The sequence below is a fragment of the Planomonospora alba genome (assembly GCF_039534085.1).
In the GTDB taxonomy this organism is placed as follows: Bacteria; Actinomycetota; Actinomycetes; order Streptosporangiales; family Streptosporangiaceae; genus Planomonospora_B; species Planomonospora_B alba.
Map to the genome: position 1 here is coordinate 1 of NZ_BAAAUT010000042.1, position 18697 is coordinate 18697.

Annotated in this window: 20 protein-coding genes; 14 read left to right on the plus strand and 6 right to left on the minus strand. The window is 73.8% G+C overall.

The genetic code is table 11. The features are described from left to right. The 9 genes from ABD823_RS23710 to tsaD all read left to right on the plus strand — a co-directional run. On the plus strand, nt 1–1305 hold a 1305-nt coding region (locus ABD823_RS23710), incomplete at its 5' end, for an NAD(P)H-hydrate dehydratase (RefSeq protein ID WP_344863135.1). After that, on the plus strand, nt 1302–2429 hold the full coding sequence (gene alr, locus ABD823_RS23715; RefSeq protein WP_344863137.1) for an alanine racemase: 1128 nt from the start codon (nt 1302–1304) through the stop codon (nt 2427–2429). The genes ABD823_RS23710 and alr, both read left to right, overlap by 4 nt. Before the next feature lie 12 nt (nt 2430–2441). Further along, nucleotides 2442–3506: an alpha/beta fold hydrolase gene (locus tag ABD823_RS23720; RefSeq protein ID WP_344863139.1), complete on the plus strand. Its 1065-nt coding sequence runs from the start codon at nt 2442–2444 to the stop codon at nt 3504–3506. 91 nt (nt 3507–3597) lie between these two features. Continuing rightward, complete coding sequence (gene tsaE, locus ABD823_RS23725) at nt 3598–4053, plus strand: tRNA (adenosine(37)-N6)-threonylcarbamoyltransferase complex ATPase subunit type 1 TsaE (protein WP_344863141.1); 456 nt, start codon at nt 3598–3600, stop codon at nt 4051–4053. Between the two features lie 124 nt (nt 4054–4177). Beyond that, complete coding sequence (locus ABD823_RS23730) at nt 4178–4816, plus strand: hypothetical protein (RefSeq protein WP_344863143.1); 639 nt, start codon at nt 4178–4180, stop codon at nt 4814–4816. Between the two features lie 5 nt (nt 4817–4821). Further along, entirely contained in the window at nt 4822–5388 is a 567-nt protein-coding gene (locus ABD823_RS23735; RefSeq protein WP_344863145.1) for a class F sortase, read from the plus strand. A gap of 166 nt (nt 5389–5554) precedes the next feature. Beyond that, on the plus strand, nt 5555–6238 hold the full coding sequence (gene tsaB / locus ABD823_RS23740) for a tRNA (adenosine(37)-N6)-threonylcarbamoyltransferase complex dimerization subunit type 1 TsaB (protein ID WP_344863235.1): 684 nt from the start codon (nt 5555–5557) through the stop codon (nt 6236–6238). 62 nt (nt 6239–6300) lie between these two features. Continuing rightward, a complete protein-coding gene (gene rimI / locus ABD823_RS23745) occupies nt 6301–6732 on the plus strand; it encodes a ribosomal protein S18-alanine N-acetyltransferase (RefSeq protein WP_344863237.1) in 432 nt (143 codons plus the stop codon). Continuing rightward, the gene (gene tsaD, locus ABD823_RS23750) at nt 6725–7756 is read left to right on the plus strand and encodes a tRNA (adenosine(37)-N6)-threonylcarbamoyltransferase complex transferase subunit TsaD (RefSeq protein WP_344863146.1); all 1032 of its coding nucleotides are present in this window, start codon (nt 6725–6727) and stop codon (nt 7754–7756) included. The genes rimI and tsaD overlap by 8 nt, the downstream gene beginning before the upstream one ends. Nucleotides 7757–7846: 90 nt before the next feature. Here tsaD and ABD823_RS23755 read toward each other — a convergent pair whose 3' ends face one another. Continuing rightward, entirely contained in the window at nt 7847–8917 is a 1071-nt protein-coding gene (locus tag ABD823_RS23755) for an alkene reductase (protein WP_344863148.1), read from the minus strand. Between the two features lie 107 nt (nt 8918–9024). Here ABD823_RS23755 and ABD823_RS23760 point away from each other — a divergent pair, with 107 nt between their 5' ends. Further along, entirely contained in the window at nt 9025–9531 is a 507-nt protein-coding gene (locus ABD823_RS23760) for a MarR family winged helix-turn-helix transcriptional regulator (RefSeq protein WP_344863150.1), read from the plus strand. A gap of 215 nt (nt 9532–9746) precedes the next feature. Here the strand turns inward: ABD823_RS23760 and ABD823_RS23765 are convergent, their stop codons facing one another. From ABD823_RS23765 to ABD823_RS23775, 3 genes are all read right to left on the minus strand, one after another. Further along, nucleotides 9747–11201, minus strand: coding sequence for a hypothetical protein (locus ABD823_RS23765; protein ID WP_344863151.1), 1455 nt, complete (start codon nt 11199–11201; stop codon nt 9747–9749). A 193-nt stretch (nt 11202–11394) separates the two neighbouring features. Further along, nucleotides 11395–12561 carry a class I SAM-dependent methyltransferase gene (locus ABD823_RS23770; RefSeq protein ID WP_344863153.1) on the minus strand — a complete coding sequence of 389 codons (1167 nt, stop codon included), beginning with the start codon at nt 12559–12561 and terminating at the stop codon, nt 11395–11397. Between the two features lie 46 nt (nt 12562–12607). Beyond that, complete coding sequence (locus ABD823_RS23775) at nt 12608–13429, minus strand: Uma2 family endonuclease (RefSeq protein WP_344863239.1); 822 nt, start codon at nt 13427–13429, stop codon at nt 12608–12610. 497 nt (nt 13430–13926) lie between these two features. On the opposite strand from ABD823_RS23775, the gene groES reads away from it, so the two are divergent. The 4 genes from groES to ABD823_RS23795 all read left to right on the plus strand — a co-directional run bounded on the left by groES (nt 13927) and on the right by ABD823_RS23795 (nt 17073). Beyond that, nucleotides 13927–14238 (plus strand): co-chaperone GroES, encoded by a 312-nt coding sequence (groES, locus tag ABD823_RS23780; RefSeq protein ID WP_344863155.1) that lies wholly within the window; start codon nt 13927–13929, stop codon nt 14236–14238. Between the two features lie 95 nt (nt 14239–14333). Beyond that, nucleotides 14334–15956: a chaperonin GroEL gene (gene groL / locus ABD823_RS23785; RefSeq protein WP_344863157.1), complete on the plus strand. Its 1623-nt coding sequence runs from the start codon at nt 14334–14336 to the stop codon at nt 15954–15956. Between the two features lie 350 nt (nt 15957–16306). Then, nucleotides 16307–16873 carry a sigma-70 family RNA polymerase sigma factor gene (locus ABD823_RS23790; protein WP_344863241.1) on the plus strand — a complete coding sequence of 189 codons (567 nt, stop codon included), beginning with the start codon at nt 16307–16309 and terminating at the stop codon, nt 16871–16873. A gap of 56 nt (nt 16874–16929) precedes the next feature. Further along, nucleotides 16930–17073 (plus strand): hypothetical protein, encoded by a 144-nt coding sequence (locus tag ABD823_RS23795; protein WP_344863159.1) that lies wholly within the window; start codon nt 16930–16932, stop codon nt 17071–17073. Here the strand turns inward: ABD823_RS23795 and ABD823_RS23800 are convergent. Both ABD823_RS23800 and ABD823_RS23805 read right to left on the minus strand, forming a co-directional pair. Then, the gene (locus tag ABD823_RS23800) at nt 17034–17411 is read right to left on the minus strand and encodes a DUF5319 family protein (protein ID WP_344863161.1); all 378 of its coding nucleotides are present in this window, start codon (nt 17409–17411) and stop codon (nt 17034–17036) included. The two genes, ABD823_RS23795 and ABD823_RS23800, sit on opposite strands and share 40 nt — an antisense overlap. Nucleotides 17412–17460: 49 nt before the next feature. Beyond that, nucleotides 17461–18462: a helix-turn-helix transcriptional regulator gene (locus tag ABD823_RS23805; RefSeq protein WP_344863164.1), complete on the minus strand. Its 1002-nt coding sequence runs from the start codon at nt 18460–18462 to the stop codon at nt 17461–17463. Nucleotides 18463–18697 lie beyond the last annotated feature (235 nt).

Consider the following 18697-nt stretch of genomic DNA (forward strand, 5'->3'; position numbering starts at 1 on the left):
GGCGGCCGGGTGCTGGAACCGCGGGGCGGCGCCGCGCCGGACGGCGCCGCGCGGAACGGCGCGGCCGGCGGCGGTACGGCGGGCGGTCCCGCGGGCCGGGCCGGGGTGCCCGCCGAGGTCGCCCGGCTGGTCGCCGCCGCCGACCTGGTCGTGGACGGGCTGGTCGGCATCGGTGGCTCCGGCGCCCTGCGCGAGCCGTACGCGGCGCTGGCGCGGATCGCCGCGGACGCGCCCTGCGACGTGGTCGCGGTGGACGTGCCGAGCGGGGTGGACGCGAGCGACGGGCGGGTCGAGGGCGCGGCGGTGCGGGCGGACGTCACGGTCACCTTCGGGGCGCTCAAGACGGGGCTGCTGGTCGACCCGGGCGCGGAGCGCGCGGGCCGGGTGGAGTTCGTCGACATCGGGCTGGGGCCGTACCTGCCGGACCCCGACGTGGCCGCCCTGACCGATGAGGACGCGGCGCTGCTGCTGCCGCGGCCGGACGCCCGCTCCGACAAGTACCGCCGGGGGGTCGTCGGCGTCGTGGCGGGCAGCCGCCGCTACACCGGTGCGGCGGTGCTGTGCGTGGGCGGAGCGGTCCGGGGCGGGGCGGGCATGGTGCGTTACGCGGGGGTCGCCGAGCCGGTGGCGGGGGTGCGGGCCCGCTGGCCGGAGGCCGTGGTCACCGAGCTGGCGCCGGGCGAGGGGGTCGGCGGGGTCGGTCGGGTGCAGGCGTGGGTGCTCGGCCCGGGCCTCGGCACCGACGCGGACGCGTTCGCGCTGGCCCGCTCGGTGCTGTCGAGCGATCTGCCGGTGCTCGTGGACGCCGACGGCCTGACGCTGGCCGCCGAGGACCGGTCGCTGCTGCGGCGCGCCGCGCCGACGCTGCTGACCCCGCACGCGGGCGAGCTGGCCCGGCTGCTGGGCGTGAGCCGGGCGCGGATCGAGGCGCGGCGGCTGGAGCACGTACGGCGGGCGGCGCGGGAGCTGGGCGCGACCGTGCTGCTGAAGGGCTCGACGACGCTGGTCGCGGAGGAGGGGCGGCCGGTGCGGGTCAACCCCACGGGCAGCCCCTGGCTGGCGACCGGGGGGACCGGGGACGTGCTGGCCGGGCTGGCGGGCGCGCTGCTGGCCGCCGGGCTGAGCTGCTACGACGCGGCCTCCTGCGCGGCGTACGTGCACGGGCTGGCCGGCCGGGAGGGCCCGGTGTCCGCCGGGGACGTCGCCGAGGCGCTGCCCGCGGCCGCCAGGGCGGTGGTCGGGGCGGTGGTCGGGGCGGCGGACCGGCTCCGGCACGACGGCGGAGCTGCCAGACTGGGAGGATGAGCTCCCCGATGACCCCCGCCGAGGCACGAGTCGACCTGTCCGCGATCAGGGAGAACGCCGCGCTGCTGCGGGAGCGCGCGTCCGGTGCCCTGGTCATGGCCACGGTGAAGGCCGACGGGTACGGGCACGGGATCGTCCCGGCCGCGCGCGCCGCCCTGGAGGGCGGGGCCGACCGGCTCGGCACCGCCTACGTGCGCGAGGCCCTGACCCTGCGGGCCGCGGGGGTCACCGCGCCGGTCCTGTCGTGGCTCATCCCGCCGGGCGAGCCGCTGGAGGAGGCCGTCGCCCGCGACGTGGAGCTGGCGGCCGGGGCGCCGTGGCTGGTGGACGAGATCGCCGGGGCGGCGGGCCGGGCCGGGCGCCCGGCCCGGGTGCACCTGAAGATCGACACCGGCAACGGGCGCGGCGGCGCGACCGCCGCGGACTGGCCGGCCCTGCTGGACCGGGCGCTGGCCCGGCAGGCGGAGGGGACGGTCGAGGTCGCCGGGCTCTGGTCGCACCTCGCCTGCGCGGACATCCCCGGCCACCCGTCCGTCGAGGCGCAGCTCGACGCCTTCGACGAGGCGGTGGCCGTCGCGGAGAAGATGGGCGCCGGGGGTCCCGGCGTGCTCCGGCACATCGCCAACTCCGCCGCGACCCTGGCGGTCCCGCGGGCCCGTTACGACATGGTGCGGCCGGGCATCGCGCTCTACGGGCTGAGCCCGGTCCCGCAGCTGGGGGGTTTCGGGCTGCGCCCGGCGATGACGCTGGTGGCGCGGGTCGCGCTGACCAAGCGGGTTCCGGCGGGTTCCGGAGTGTCCTATGGACACCTTTATGTCACAGATTGTGAAACAACGCTTGCTCTTGTCCCTCTCGGGTATGCGGACGGCATCCCCCGGCACGCCACCAACCAGGCGGAGGTGCTGGCGGGAGGCCACCGCCGGCGCATCGCCGGCCGCGTCTGCATGGACCAGTTCGTGATCGACGTGGGGGACGACCCGCTGACGGAGGGAGACGAGGTGATCCTGTTCGGTGACGGCTCACACAATGAGCCGACCGCGCAGGAATGGGCGGATTCCCTCGGCACGATCACGTATGAGATCGTGACCGGGATCGGTTCGCGCGTACCACGCGTTTACCGGTAAAGGGGGTACGCGATGGCTACTACGACACGGCGCAAGGTGGGGATCGCGAGCGCGGTCTTCGGCGCGGCGTCCGCCGGAGTCGCGGCCGCGACCTTCGCCAAGCGGTACGCCGTGGGCCGGATCAGGCTCCGCCCGGATCTGGAGGCGAGCGAGCCGCTGGGCGAGCTGCGCGGACGCCCGCACACGGTCAGGACCTCGGACGGAGTCTCCCTGCACGTCGAGGTGGACGGCCCGGAGGACGCCGCGCTGACCGTGGTGCTCTGCCACGGTTACACGCTCAACCTGGACTCCTGGCACTACCAGCGGCGCGACCTGCGCGACTCCTACCGCCTGGTGCTGTGGGACCAGCGCTCGCACGGCCGCTCCCAGCGCATCAAGGTCGACGACTCCACGATCGACCGGCTCGGCGAGGACCTGTACGAGGTGCTCCAGGAGCTGGTCCCCGGGCCGTGCGTGCTCGTCGGGCACTCCATGGGCGGCATGACGATCATGGCGCTCGCGGACCGGCACCCCGAGCTCTTCGGTGACCGGGTCAAGGGCGTCGCCCTCATCTCCACCTCCGCCGGGAAGCTGGCCGAGGTCTCCCTGGGCCTGCCCGCCCTGCTCTCCAAGGCCGTGCACATGATCACGCCGGGGACGGTGGCGATGCTCGGCCGCCGGGGCGCCCTGGTGGACAAGGGGCGCCAGGCCGGCAGCGACGTGGCCTTCCTGGTCCTGCGCCACCTGGGGTTCGGCGACTCCGAGAACGTCAGCCCCACCGTGGTGGACTTCGTCGAGTCGATGATCCGCTCCACCCCCTTCGAAGTGATCGCGGACTTCTACCCGGCGCTGATGTCGCACGACAAGCTGAGCGCGCTGGGCGTGCTGGACGGTGTGCCCACCTCCATCGTGGTCGGCGACGGCGACTGGCTGACCCCGGTCGAGCACAGCAAGGCGATGGCCGCGGCCCTGCCGCGCGCGTGGTACACCGAGGTGCCGGACAGCTCGCACCTGGTCCAGCTGGAGCGGCCGGGCGCGGTCAACGACGCCCTGCGCGACCTGCTGAAGCGGGTGGCGGCCGACGCCGCCGGGGAGTGAGGATGGGCGGCGGCGGGCGCCGGGACGCGCGGGCGGCGGAAGCGTGCGGTGAGGGCGGCGGCGGCCGCCGGTGAGCGAAGGTGAGCGGGCAGTGAGAACGGTGGCGACCGCCGAGGAGATGCGGGAGCTGGGCGCGGAGCTGGCCGGGCTGCTGCGCCCGGGCGACCTGGCGGTGCTCTCCGGGCCCCTGGGCGCGGGCAAGACGACCCTGGTCCAGGGCATCGCCGAAGGGCTCAAGGTGCGCGGCCCCATCACCTCGCCGACCTTCGTGATCGCCCGGGTGCACCCCTCGCTGGTGGGCGGCCCCGCGCTGGTGCACGTGGACGCCTACCGGCTCGGCGGCGGCCTGGAGGTCGACGACCTGGACCTGGACGCCTCCCTGGAGGAGTCGGTCACCCTGGTGGAGTGGGGCGAGGGCCTGGTCGAGGGCCTCGTCGAGGACCGGCTGGAGATCCGCATCGACCGGGGAGCCGCGGGCGAGGAGCGCACCGTACGGCTCCGCGGGGTCGGTGCCCGGTGGGAGACGATTCCCCCGCACTTGGTATAGATCATCTTTACCGATGATCGACTCTGGCGGCCTTGCCCATGTTTAATGGGGAACAGGCGGGAAGTCGTGTCGGCCGAGGGTCGTCGGTCGGGCTGCGGAGTGGGGTGCGACGGTGCCAAAGGTCATGCGTGTCGCTGCTGTCGGGGCCATCGCCCTGATCGGGATGACCGGTTGCACGGCGGAGCCGGAGGCGGAGAACGCCGCGGCGACCTCCTCGCCCGCCGCCTCCACCACGGCGGTCGGCCGGGCCGACATCGAGGTCCAGCTCCAGCCGGCCCGGGCGAGGGCCGGGGAGAAGGTCTGGGTGCTGGCCAACTGCCCGATCCCGCAGGGCGGTCCCGAGCACCGGGGCACGGCCTCCTCGGAGGTCTTCCGCACCCCCGTCACCCTCGACCCGATCCTGGCGACGCCCACCCCCTCTGCCCCCGGCACCGCCACGCCCACGCCGCGCCCGTGGGTGCGCGGGCAGGCCACGGTCGCCGACGGCGTCAAGCCCGGCGTCTACGACATCAACGCCCGCTGCGACGGGACCAACGACACCGGTACGGCGAGCCTGCGGGTGGTGGCCGACAGCACGCCCAGCGCCCGGCCGACCACGACCCGCACCCCGGTCAGCACCAAGGCCCCGCACACCGGCGGCGGCGGCACCGCGGCCGGCGGTCCGGCGGACTCGGGTGCGCCGATCGGCACGGCCGGGATCCTGCTGGCGGCGGCCCTGGCGGGCGGCGTCGGCTTCGCGGTCGTACGGCGCCGCCGCCCGTAGTCCCGATGGCCGAGTCCCCCCGCTGGTCGCGCGTGGTCGTGGCCGGAGTGCTCACCGGTGCCGCCATGGTGGTCTTCGGCCAGGGCGGAGACCGGGACGCCGGTCCCGTCCGGTCCCGGGTGGTGCCGGAGCGCATCGACATCCCGTCGCTGGGCCTCAAGGCGCCCCTGATGAGGCTGGACGTGAAGGACGGCGAGGTGGAGCTGCCGCCGTACGACGAGCCGGACGTGGCGGGCTGGGTGGAGGGCACCGCGGTCCCCGGCGACGAGGGGCCCGCCGTCATCCTGGGGCACGTCGACACCAAGGACGCCCCGGCGGTCTTCTACAAGCTCAAGACCATGCGTGAGGGCCAGGTCATCAAGGTCGCGCGCAGCGACGGCAAGGTCGCCCAGTACCGGGTGGACGCCATCGAGCAGGTGTCCAAGGACAGCTTCCCCGCGGACAAGGTCTACGTGGAGGACGGGCTGCGCCTGGTCACCTGCGGCGGGGAGTTCGACTGGGACAGGAACCAGTACGACGACAACGTGATCGTCTACGCCACGCTGGTGAAGCCCGCCGACTCCGCGGCCTGACCGGCGGGCGCGCCGCCCGCGTGGTCCCGGCCCGGACGGTCGCGTCCCGCCGGCCGCCCCGCCCGCGGCGGAGCCCGCTGCGCGGGGTGCGCACCGGGTTCCCGGCGCGGTCCGCACCGAAAGCCCGGTGCGGTCCGCACCGTCCGACGGACTAGGCTTGACGACCGTGCTGGTCCTGGCCTTTGACACCGCCACCCCCGCCGTCACCGCAGCGCTGCACGACGGCACGAGGGTCCTCGCCGAGTCGACCACCGTGGACGCGCGCCGCCACGGAGAGCTGCTCGTGCCCGCGATCGAGCGGGTCACGGGCGAGGCGGGGGTCGCGCTCGCGGACGTCACGGTGATCGCCGTGGGCGCGGGCCCCGGTCCCTACACCGGCCTGCGGGTCGGCCTGGTGACCGCGCAGGCCCTGGCCACCACGCTCGGCGTGCCCGCCTACGGCGTCTGCACGCTCGACGCCCTCGCCTACGGCAGCGGCCTGGCGGGGCCGTTCCTGGCCGCCACCGACGCCCGGCGCAAGGAGGTCTTCTGGGCCCACTACGCCGACGCGCGGACCCGGCTGTCCGGCCCCGCGGTGGACAAGCCCCAGGACCTGCCCGCGGACCTGCCGGTCGTCGGGGCGGGCGGGCGGATGTACGCCGAGGTCGTCGGCGCCTCCCGGCAGGCGGACGCGCCGGACCTGCCGAGCGCGGGGGCGCTGGCCGCGCTCGCCGTCGAGCAACTGGCGCAGCCCGACGTGGCGGAGGTCGTGGCGAGCGGCACGCATCCCGTGCTGAGCCTGCCCCGTCCGATCTACCTGCGCCGTCCCGACGCCCAGGTGCCCGCCGCGCCGAAGAAGGTCACCCGGTGAGCGGCCCGGCGGACGCCCGGCCGACCGGGGGGAACGGCGCCGCGCCGGTCGTGCTGCGCCTGATGACCGAGGGCGACCTGCCCGAGGTGATGGAGCTGGAGCGGGCGACCTTCCCCGCCGACGCGTGGAGCGAGGGCATGCTCCGCGGTGAGCTGGCCGACCAGCCCAGGACCCGGCACTACGTGGTGGCCGTGGCCGACGGCCGCATCGTCGGTTACGCCGGTCTGGCCGCGGCCGGAGACCAGGCCGACGTGCAGACCATCGCCGTGGCGGCGGGCCGCCGCCGGGCCGGGATCGGCGGCGCCATGCTCTCCGAGCTGCTGGCGGAGGCGCGGCGGCGGGGTGCCCGGTCGGTCTTCCTGGAGGTCCGGGCCGACAACCCGGACGCCCAGGCGGTCTACGACCGGTTCGGCTTCGAGCGCATCGGCCTGCGCCGGGCCTACTACGCCGACGGCATCGACGCGATCATCATGAAGAAGGATCTCAATGCGTGACGAACCGCTGGTCCTGGGGATCGAGACCTCCTGCGACGAGACCGGGGTCGGCATCGTCCGGGGCCACACCCTGCTGGCCAACACGATCGCGTCCAGCGTCGAGGAGCACGCCCGCTTCGGCGGGGTGGTCCCCGAGGTGGCCTCGCGGGCGCACCTGGAGGCGATGGCCCCGACCGTCGAGCGCGCCCTGGAGCAGGCGGGGCTGCGCCTGTCGGACATCGACGCGGTCGCCGTGACCGCGGGCCCCGGCCTGGCCGGGGCGCTGCTGGTGGGCGTGGCGGCGGCCAAGGCCTACGCGCTGGGCCTGGGGGTGCCGCTCTACGGGGTCAACCACCTGGCCGCCCACGTGGCCGTGGACCAGCTGGAGCACGGCGCCCTGCCCAAGCCGTGCATCGCCATGCTCGTCTCGGGCGGGCACTCCTCGCTGCTGCTGGTGCCGGACGTGGCGCGGGAGGTCGTCCCGCTCGGCTCGACGGTGGACGACGCGGCGGGCGAGGCGTTCGACAAGGTGGCCCGGGTGCTCGGCCTGCCCTTCCCGGGAGGCCCGCACATCGACCGGGTGGCCGCGGAGGGCTCCGGCACCGCGGTGGCCTTCCCCCGGGGCAAGTACGACGACGGGACGCTGGACTTCTCGTTCTCGGGGCTGAAGACGGCCGTGGCGCGGTGGGTCGAGGCCCGGGAGAAGGCGGGCGAGCCGATCCACGTGCCCGATGTGGCCGCCTCGTTCCAGGAGGCCGTGGTCGACGTGCTGACCCGCAAGGCCCTGGCGGCCTGCCGGGAGCACGGGGTCTCCGACCTGCTGATCGGCGGTGGGGTGGCCGCCAACTCCCGGTTGCGGGCGCTGGCCGCCGAGCGCTGCGAGGCGGCCGGGGTCCGGCTGCGCGTCCCCCGGCCGGGCCTGTGCACCGACAACGGCGCGATGGTCGCCACGCTCGGGTCCGACCTGGTCGCCGCGGGCGTGGCCCCGTCCCCGCTGGACATCCCGGCCGACTCCTCCCTGCCCGTCACCGCCGTCCACATGTGATCGGCCCCGCCCCCGTGGCGGGCCGCCGGCCGGGGGCGCCGCCGGGTGCGCTCCCTCCGCGCGGTTCCCGGTCCTCGGCGTGGCCCGTGCTCAGACGGCTTCCGCGACCGGGTGCAGGGAGAGGGCGGGGTAGTCGGTGTAGCCGCGGTGGTCGCCGCCGAAGGCCGTGCCGAAGTCGGGTTCGTTGAGCGGCGCGCCGAGGCGGAGCCGGAGCGGCAGGTCGGGGTTGGCCAGGAAGTACTTGCCCAGCGCGACCAGGTCGGCGCCCCGGCCCAGCCACCGCTCGACGGCCTCGTCCGGATGGCCGGCCGACGGGTCGTTGACGATGAGCGTGCCCGGCCACAGGTCCCGGATCCGCCCGTCGAGCTCGGCGGAGCCGCCCGCCACGACGTGCACGTAGGCCGGGCCGATCCCGGCGAGGGCGGACAGCAGCGCGGGGTAGACCTCGTCCGCGTCGTCCTCGACGAGGTCCTGGGCGCCGGTGGCGGGGGAGATGCGGATGCCGACCCGGTCGGGGCCGATCGCCTCCGCCACCGCCCGGGCGGTCTCCACGGCGAACCGGATCCTGCCCTCGACGGACCCGCCGTAGCGGTCGTCGCGCAGGTTGGCGTTGCGGGACAGGAACTGGTGGATGAGGTAGCCGTTCGCGCCGTGCAGCTCGACGCCGTCGAAGCCGGCCTCCACGGCCCGCCGGGCGGCGTCCGCGAAGTCCCGTACGGTCGCCTCGACCTCGGCGGTGGACAGCTCCACCGGGACGGGGACGTCCTGCAGGCCGGTCGGGGTGAAGATCTGCGCCGCCGGCCGTACGGCGGAGGGCGCGACGGGGGCCAGCCCGGTGTTGTCCGGGTGGCCGATCCGGCCGGCGTGCATGATCTGGGCGAAGATCCGGCCGCCGGCCGAGTGCACGGCGTCGGTCACCTCGCGCCAGCCGGCGACCTGCGCGTCGGTGTGGAGGCCGGGCGTGTCCATGTAGCCCTTGCCGGCCGGGCTGGGCTGGACGCCCTCGCTGACGATCAGCCCGGCGGAGGCGCGCTGGGCGTAGTAGAGGGCGGTCAGGGTGGAGGGGATCCCGTCCACGTAGGCGCGCGACCGGGTCATCGGGGCCATCACGAGCCGGTTGGGCAGGCGCAGGCGGCCGAGCTCGAACGGGGTGAACGGCATGACTCGCTCCTTTCTTGGCTAACCAACTTGGTTGGCCAACGGAGACAGTTCTACAACTTGGTCGGCCAATATGCAAGGGGTAGGCTGGCTCCGAAGGGAGGGCGGAGATGACGGAGACGATGTCGCGGGCGGAGGAGACCTGGGCGGACCCGTGCGGTGCGGGGGACCCCTACGACCTGAGCTGCCTGATGGCGCAGGCGTCACGCGGTCACCGGGTGCTGCTGGCGTCCCTCCTCGCGGAGATCGACCTCTACCCCGGGCAGGACCGCGCGCTATACATGCTCTGGGAGCACGGCCCCCAGTCGCAGAACGCCCTGGCGCGGCTCCTGGGCATCGACGTGTCCACGATGACCAAGATGCTGCAGCGCCTGGAGCGGAGCGGGTTCGTCAGCCGGAGCCCGTCCCCCGTCAACCGGCGGATCAGCATCGTGAGCACGACGCCGGCGGGCGACGCCCTCCGGCCGGCGCTGGACCGGGTCGGGACGGAGCTGCACGCCCGGATGACCCGGGGGTTGACCCCCGAGCAGGTGGGGACGCTGGTCGGCCTGCTCGGCGCGGTGCGGGGCAACCTCTGCCGTGAGGCGGGCGCCGGCGACGACTCCTGCGGCGTCTAGCGGGGAGCCCGCCGAGGGGTCTCCCGCCGAGGGGTCTCCCGCCGGGGAGCCCGCGGAGGGCCTGCTGCCGAGGAGTCCGGAGGGGTCTCCTGCGGAGGGCCTGCTGCCGGGTGCGGCGCACGGCAGGACCCCGGTCTCGGATGAGGGCCGGGGTCCGGGAGCGGCGGGGCCGGCGGACCCGCGGGGCCGTCCCCGCGGGCACCGCCCGGCGCTCGTCAGTCCTTCGCGCGCGTGGGGCGCAGCAGCGCCTCGGCGAGGGCGAGCATGGTCTCCTCCAGTGCGCCGAGCCTGCGGGTGAGGTCGCTGCGGACGGGGTCCACGACCTCGCCGAGCGCCTCGGCGAGCTGCTCGCGGTCCGGCTGGGCGCGGAGCATGTCGGCCAGCGGCGCGAGGGCGGCCTCGGCCCGGGCGAGACGCTCGTCCAGGGTGTCGAAGCGCCTGCCCTGGTCGTCGCTCTGGCCCGCGATGAGCTCGCCGACGCGCTGGTGCACCTCGCCGAGGTTGAGGGCGGCGGGGAGCTGGCCGACGCGCCGGTTGACGGCCTCGACGTGGTCGTCCACGGCGTCGAGCCGCTCGCTGGCCTTCTCCGCCCGGCTGTCCAGCGAGCACAGCCGGGCGTCGATGACGTCGATCCGGGTCGTGACGCGGCCCTCGATGTCGTCGAGGCGCTCGTCCAGGCCGTCGAACCGGCCGTCCTGCCGGGTGGCGACGTCGCCGATGCGGGTGTTCAGCCCGCCGATGCGCGCCTCCACGCCGCCCAGGCGGGTCTCGACGCCGCTCATCCGGCTGTCGATGTCGGCCAGGCAGCCGTCGGCGGTCTCGATGCGCCCGTCCACCGCGGCCAGATGGGTGTTGACGCCGGTCAGATGGGTGTCCACCCGGTCGAGACGGCTCTCGATGCCGTCCACGCGGTCGTCCATCCGGACCACCGCCTGGTCGATCTTCTCGTTCACCTGCCCGACGGCGCCGATCAGCAGGTCGGCCGCGGTGTCCACCGCCTCCCGCACGCCCGCGGGCAGCTCCTGCAGACCGCTCTCCAGGCGCTCGGCGCGCTGGGAGAGCTCGGCCACGGCCTTGTCCAGACGGGTGAAGCGGCCGGCCGCGGCCTCCATGCCCTCCTGGAAGCGCTCCAGGCAGCGGGCGAACTCGTCCATCCGCTGGCCGACGCCCCGGGTGCCGTCCAGGAGCGACTGGAGGCGGGTGAGCGCCTCGTCCATGTTCTCGCCGACGGTACCGAGGTCGGCCCAGAGGCTCGGCAGCTCCCCGACGGGGGTGACCCGCTCCCCGACGGTGTCGACGCGCCGGCCCAGCGAGTCGACGCTCTGACCGACCGAGCCGATGTGCTCGCCGACGGCGTCGACGTGCTCGCGCACGGCCTCGACGTGCTGGGCGAGGCCCTCGGCCCAGGCCGGGGCCCGCACGGCGAGGTCGTCCAGCCTGCCGTGGACGGACTCCAGCGTGCCGTTCAGCCCGCCGAGCTCGCGCTCCCTGACCTCCCGGAGCAGCCACTCCATCCCTTCGAGCCGCTGGCGGATCTCGTCCAGCACGGCCCCCTGGGTGCGCTGCTCGTAGACGTGGTCCTGCGCGGCGCGGGCGAGGAGCTCCCGCATCCGGTCCGAGATGGCGGTCTGGCCGCCGGGCTGCAGCAGGGTCTGATTGGAGTGGTCCACCGAAAAGCTCCTTCACTCGCCGACGGTCCGCCGCGCGGTGGGATTGGTCCGGTATTGCTGATGAACGCGGTTGAACCGCAGACGGGAACGACTCCCGGGCGGTAACCATAGCGGCCGGGGCAACGCCCTCAGAATACGGATTTGAAAAGATCGCGATTGGCGACGGATTTCCAGAATCGGCGGTTAGGACAGATCAGCACGGGTCGCAAACGAGGGCAAACGGTCTGTCGATGACCCGCGTGAGAATAACCGTTGTGGATTTCTTTCCTGAAAGCCGGAGGTCTTTCCTGAGCCGTTCGACGTCGACCGCGGAGCCGCGCTTCTTGATCGTCACGTTCCCCGCGCCGCGCTCGCGGAGCGCCGCCCGCAGCCGCTTGAGCGAGAACGGCAGCACCTCGTGGACCTCGTAGCAGGCCGCCCAGGGGGTCCGCGCGGGGGAGTCGGAGGTGATGTAGGCGATGTGCGGGTCGATCAGGCGCCCGCCGACCAGCGCGGCGACCTCGGCGACCAGGTGGGCGCGGATCGCCGCGCCGTCCGGCTCGTGGACGTAGCGGCCGACGGGACCCGCCTCGGCCGGGCCGAGACCGGGGTCGGGCGTCAGCGTCAGGCCCGACGGGAGCATCGTGGCCCGCCGCTCCGGCCCGCCGGCCAACGCGCCCGCCCAGATCACCGCCTCCTTGACGTCCCCCCGGTGGGAGACCCACTCGGCCTCGGCCCCGGCCGGGATGAACTCGTACGGGATGCCGGGCGCGACCTTCAGGCAGGCGGCCCCGGCCCGGTCCACCATGTCCAGCACCTCGGGCCAGGCGGGGGAGTAGGCCAGCGGGTCGAAGGTCCGGCCGCGCGCCGTACGGCGGGCCGGGTCGGCGAACAGCACGTCGAAGGCGGCGGGGTCCACGGTGTCGGCGCCCGCGGCGCGGACCGAGACGCGCTCGCCGAAGCCGAGCGCCTCGGCGTTGGCCCGGGCGACGGCGGCGGTGAGCGGGTCGGCGTCCACCGCCTCCACCGTGCAGCCCGCCCGGGCCAGGGCGAGCAGGTCCCCGCCGATGCCGCAGCAGACGTCGGCGACGCGGGAGCCCGCGGGGATGCGGCGGGCGCGGTGGTCGGCGACCTCGCGGCGGGTGGCCTGCTCCAGTCCGTCCGGGGTGAAGTACATCAGGTCGGCGTCGGCGCCGAACTTCTCCCGCGCGCGCCGCCGGAGCCCGGCCTGGGTGAGCGCCGCGGAGGTGAGGCCGGCGTCGTAGGTCTTCCTGAGCCGGGTCACGGCCGCCACGGGGTCGTCGGCGGTCAGCTCGGCCGCGGCGGCGAGGGCCTCCTGGCCGCGCGGCGTCAGCAGCTCCCGGAATGCGTCGAGGTCCACGCCGCCCGACGCTACCGCCTGGCGCCGGACCGGACGGACCCGCCGGTCACCGTGCGGCGCCGCCCCGGCCCAGCAGGTCGTTCAGATCGATCTCGGCGTGGAACGGCGCATCGACGGAGATCCGCCCGTGGTGGATGCCGGTGGGAGCGTACAACCGGGTGGCGGGGTCGGGTTCGTACACGTACACGACGGGCTCGTCCCCCTCCGCCTCGATACGCCAGAAGTGGATGAGCCCTGCTGACGCGTAGCGCTCGGGCTCGACCTTGCGGTCGCGGAACCCCGACTCGGGTGAAACCACCTCCACCACCGGGTGGACCTCGGCGGGGGCACAGGAGGTCCGACTGTTGTCGTCCGCGACGTCGGCGTCGATGACCAGGACGTCCGGGCGGGGCCGCTGGAACCTGCCGATCCTGACGTCCATCTGGCTGACGGCGGCCAGACGCTCGGGGGCCTGGTCGTCGAGGAGGTCCGTGAGCCCGCGGATCGGCCGTTCGCGGAGAGGCGTCCGGGGGGACAGGAAGCTGAGGGCTCCGCCGGGGAGTCCGACGCGTTCGAAGAAGTCCGGCTCGCCGTTCGGACCGCCCTGGGGGAGCAGGCCGAGGTCGTCGGCCGTCCACCCGCCGGGCGGGGGTAGGGCCAGCCGGCGAGCGGGTCGCGGCGGTTCTCCGCGGCGGTCTCCCCGCCCGTCCCCGCGGCGCGGCCGGAGCGGGGTGCCTCGCGCCGGTGCGGGCGGGCGGTTTTCCCGGGTCGTTTCCCGGTCCGCTCCGAAGTATTGTGCGGCCGCCTCGGCGTCCTTTTGCCGGGAACGGGGAAAAGGAATGCCCGGTGATGGGCCGCGGCCGCCCTCCCCGGCACCTCGGGGGTGAATTCACGGGTGAACCGCGGCCCGGTGTTCGCGAATGCTTTATCCGCGGAAGCCGTCCGCTCGGCCGTACCGTGAACGGACGCCGGCGGGCCGGGGCGGGTGCGGAGGAGGGGTGCCGGGCCGGGACGGCGATGAGGCGGGGGCGGGTGCGGAGGGAGGGCCCGGGCCGGGACGGCGGGGGCCGGTGACGGCGGGGGCGGGTCGGTAACGGGCCGGCGTGGGCCGGCGGCGGAGTGGCGGGCCTCTCCCGGACGCCGGGCGGGAGGCGGGGCCGGCGGGATCCGGCGGGGTCCGTCGCCGCACGTCGGGCGGGGGCGAGTTCGCTCCGGGCGCAGAAAGGCGCTTCGTGTTGACTGTCAAGCCCTCCTTGCATACTGTTCCGTATTGGCACTCTCCCGGTGAGAGTGCCAACACACGCGACGAGGTCAGGTCTGGCACCCGCGACGGCAGACCGCTGGTCGCCTCTTCTAGATCATTCAAATCAGAAGGGGAGGTCCGACGTGACGACCGCCACCAAGGTTCCCGTTAAGCCGCTCGGCGACCGCATCGTGGTCCAGCCGCTCGAGGCGGAGCAGACCACCGCTTCCGGTCTGGTCATCCCTGACACCGCCAAGGAGAAGCCCCAGGAGGGCCGAGTCCTCGCGGTCGGCCCCGGCAACTGGGACGACGAGGGCAGCAAGCGCATCCCGCTCGACGTCAACGAGGGCGACATCGTCCTCTACAGCAAGTACGGCGGCACCGAGGTGAAGTACGGCGGCGAGGAGTACCTCGTGCTCTCCGCCCGTGACGTGCTCGCGATCATCGAGAAGTAGTCAACGCTTCACCGACGATGTGACGTATCGAGCCCCGGGCCGCGCTCAGCGCCCGGGGCTCTGATGCGCCGACGTGCTTTTCAGAGAGGACTGTCATGCCCAAGATCCTGTCCTTCGAGGAGGACGCGCGCCGCGCTCTCGAGCGTGGGGTGAACGCCCTCGCGGACGCCGTCAAGGTGACCCTCGGCCCGCGGGGCCGCAACGTCGTCATCGACAAGAAGTTCGGCGCGCCGACCATCACCAACGACGGTGTCACCATCGCGCGTGAGATCGAGCTGGAGGGCGCCTACGAGAACCTCGGCGCCCAGCTGGCCAAGGAAGTCGCCACCAAGACCAACGACATCGCCGGTGACGGCACGACCACCGCGACCGTCCTCGCCCAGGCGATGGTCCGCGAGGGTCTGCGCAACGTCGCCGCCGGCGCCCAGCCGCTCGCGCTCAAGCGCGGCATCGACCAGGCCGCCAAGGCGGTCAGCGACAAGCTGCTGGAGTCCGCCCGCCCGGTCGCGGACAAGAAGGAGATCGCGCACGTCGCGACGATCTCCGCGCAGGACGCCAGGATCGGCGACCTGATCGCCGAGGCGTTCGACAAGGTGGGCAAGGACGGTGTCATCACCGTCGAGGAGTCCAACTCCATGGGCATGGAGCTGGAGTTCACCGAGGGTCTCCAGTTCGACAAGGGCTACCTGTCGCCCTACATGGTGACCGACCAGGAGCGGATGGAGGCGGTCCTGGAGGACCCCTACATCCTGATCCACCAGGCCAAGGTCTCCTCCGTGGCGGACTTCCTGCCGCTGCTGGAGAAGGTCGCCCAGACCAAGAAGCCGCTGCTGGTCATCGCCGAGGACGTCGAGGGCGAGGCCCTCGCGGTCCTGGTCACGAACAAGATCCGCGGCACCTTCACCTCCGTCGCCGTCAAGGCGCCGGGCTTCGGCGACCGCCGCAAGGCGATGCTGCAGGACATGGCCATCCTGACCGGCGGCCAGGTCGTCAGCGAGGAGGTCGGCCTCAAGCTGGAGCACGTCGGCCTCGAGGTGCTCGGCACGGCCCGCCGCGTCGTGATCACCAAGGACACCACCACCATCGTGGACGGCGCCGGCGACGCGCAGGCGATCGCGGACCGCGTCAAGGAGATCAAGCTCGCCATCGAGCAGTCCGACTCCGACTGGGACCGCGAGAAGCTCCAGGAGCGCCTGGCCAAGCTCTCCGGCGGCGTGTGCGTGCTGCGGGTCGGCGCGGCCACCGAGGTGGAGCTCAAGGAGAAGAAGCACCGCCTCGAGGACGCGATCTCCGCGACCCGCGCCGCGATCGAGGAGGGCATCGTCTCCGGCGGCGGCTCCGCGCTCGTGCACGTCTCCAAGGCCCTGGACGACCTGAGCCTCACCGGTGACGAGGCGACCGGTGTCGCCGTGGTCCGCAAGGCGCTCGTCGAGCCGGCCCGCTGGATCGCCGAGAACGCCGGCCTGGAGGGCTACGTCGTGACCTCCAAGGTCACCGACCTGCCCGTCGGCCACGGCCTCAACGCCGCCACCGGCGAGTACGGCGACCTGATCGCCCAGGGTGTCATCGACCCGGTCAAGGTCACCCGCTCGGCCGTGCAGAACGCCGCCTCCATCGCCGGCATGCTGCTGACGACCGAGGCCCTCGTGGTGGACAAGCCCGAGGAGGAGGCCCCGGCCACCGGTGGTCACGGCCACGGCCACGGCCACGGTCACTGATCCCCGTCCGGATCTCCGGTACGGCCCGCACCCCGCCGGGGTGCGGGCCGTACGCGTTTCGCAGGAATGTGAAAGAGATCGCAAAGCACCTCGGTCGGTACGGGCCACCATCGATGGTGATTTATCACGAATAGAAGAACGCATTCCGCAATTGCGCGAAATATCTGACGGCCCGGGAAATCCCAGTGTCATCGTCCGATTACACTCCGCCGATCTCGCCTCAATGTGACCAATCCGTAGCCGTTTGCCATGACGACAGGTCGGATCAGTGCGGGCATCATGCCTACGTGACCGAGGGATGCGTCGCCGACGCCAAAAGTGGGGTAAGGCTTGCGACGAGATCTGACGGGATCGTCCACAAGGACGATCTCAAGGATCTGACAAGCCTCGCCGTTCAGGGGGATCGCAGCGCGATCGAATCCTTGCTCGCGCAGTTGCGCCCGATGGTGGTGCGCTATTGCCGCGCCCGCCTCGGGCGGTTTTCCGGCCAATATCACATTGCGGACGACGTGGCGCAGGAAGTGTGCATCGCGGTTCTGGCCGCCCTGCCCCGCTACCGGGACATGGGGCGCCCGTTCGCGTCGTTCGTCTTCGGCATCGCCTCCCACAAGGTGGCCGACGCGCTGCGCAGCTCCGTGCGCTCCGCCGTGCCCACCCAGGACCTGCCGGACGGGCCGGACGAGGGGCCGGGCCCGGAGGAGACCGTGGTGCGCTACGTCGAGGCCGAGCACGCGCGCCGGTTGCTCTCCCGGCTCCCCGACAACCAGCGTGAACTGCTGATGCTCCGGGTGGTGTCGGGACTGTCGGCGGAGGAGACCGGTAATGTACTCGGTATGTCACCAGGTGCGGTTCGCGTCGCCCAGCATCGGGCGCTCGCCAGGCTGCGGGCGCTGGCGGAGCTGGAGTCGATAGCTTGACGGCGCTCCATCCACGGTGCCCGACGCGGCGGTGCGGGCCGGAGAAGGACCCGGCCGTGGCCGAGACCGACGCCGTGCTGCAGGCGCTCGCCCGGAGGGAGCCCGTCCCCGGGCCGGACCCCGCAGTCCGGCTGCTCGCGGCGCTGGTCGAGGACGTCGATCAGTGCCTGTCCTCGGTGTCGATCACACCGTCGGCGTAGCCCTGCGCGTAGTCCCAGCTCACGTAGTCCGTGGGGTTGGGCTGGTAGGCGGGCTCGTGGACCTGGGGCCTGCCGTTCTCGATCATCTGCCGGAGGTTGCCCCGGAGCAGCTCCCAGTTGAAATAGTGCTGCTCGCCGCACTCCGGGCAGTCGAGGACCAGGCCGAAGACCCCCTGCGGCTCCAGCAGGGAACGGAAGACCTCCACGTCGGCGAGGTCGGTGACGGCCTCGTCGCGCTCGGCCTGCGTCAGAGGCTCGGGGTCGTCGACACCGCCCAGCGCCGCCGCCGGGTCGTCGGGGTCGTCCGCGAACGGATCGCGGGGGACGTCTTCCAGCACGATTCCACTTTATGGCCTCGCCCCGGGGATCAGGGGGCGAACCCGGGCGTTACGCGAGCCAGCCCCGGCGTGCGGCCTCCACGCCCGCCTGGAACCGGGAGTGCGTGCCCAGCGCGGCCATCGCGTCGGCGAAGCGGGCGCGGACCGTCCGGACCGAGACGCCGAGCTGCCGCGCGATCGCCTCGTCGGACACGCCCTGGGCGGCCAGCCGGAGCACCTGGACCACGCCGTCGCCCGCGCGCGCCCACGGCAGCGGGGTGGCGCGCGCCCACAGCTCCTCGAACAGCGCGCGCAGCGCCTCCACCACGACGCAGGCGCGGACCAGCGTGAAGCGGTAGGCGCTCTCCGCCAGGGTCCCGCCCCACTGCGCGGGCAGGCCCGCGACCTCGCTCCCGGCGACGAGGAACCAGCTCGGCACGGACGGGACGGTGCGGACCCGCGCCCCGGCGCGCTCGAACCGGACGAGCTTGTCCCGCAGGCCGGGCATCTGGAGCAGGTCCACCGGGATGAGGGCCCGGCAGGAGAGCAGGCCGCGGCGCTGGGCCGCGATCCACGGGTCGGCGTAGCGCTCGGTGAAGTCGCTCATCGTCCGCTGGTCAGGGACGGCGGTGAGCAGGCCCAGCGGCGGCGCCTGGACCGCCATGCCGATCACGCTCTCGTAGAGCTCGTCGGCCCCGCCGACCAGCTCGACCGGGAACCGGCCGGTCTGGTGGTCGCGGCCGGCGTCGTACTGGTGGATGAGGTGGCGGATCGAGCCGAGGACCCGGTCGATCCGCCGGCTCTCCTCGGCGAGGCGGTCCAGCCGGTCGGCGATCAGGTGACCGAGCGCGGCGGCCGGGTGCCGGGCGAGGTACTCACCGGCCTGCTCGTCGACCACCCCCATCCGGACCAGGGCCGCCAGCTCGCGGGCGAGCAGCTCGGGCGAGTCGCCGGTGGCCTCGGCCAGCTTGGCGCAGGTGGCCCGGTGCAGCCGGAGCACCGCGGTGTAGAGCGAGGTCTGGGCCGGAGTCAGACCCAGGGCGGCGAGCGGCTCGGAGGTGTCGGCAGGCATCGACGGGGGCTCCCGGGACGGGCAGGACGTGACGCGAGGATAGCCCGCCGGCCCGCTCCTGTCCGGGGCTTGGCGCGACCGGTGGTCCGGCGCCCGGTACGGCAGGGGCGGCGGTCGCGGGACGGGCTGCAACTTCGTGCAGTTGCAGCTTCGACCATTGCGCGTCGCCGAGCGTGAGGACACCATGACAGGGCGTCGGTATCTCGATACGAGAAGCGTCGCCGCCCGGACGCGG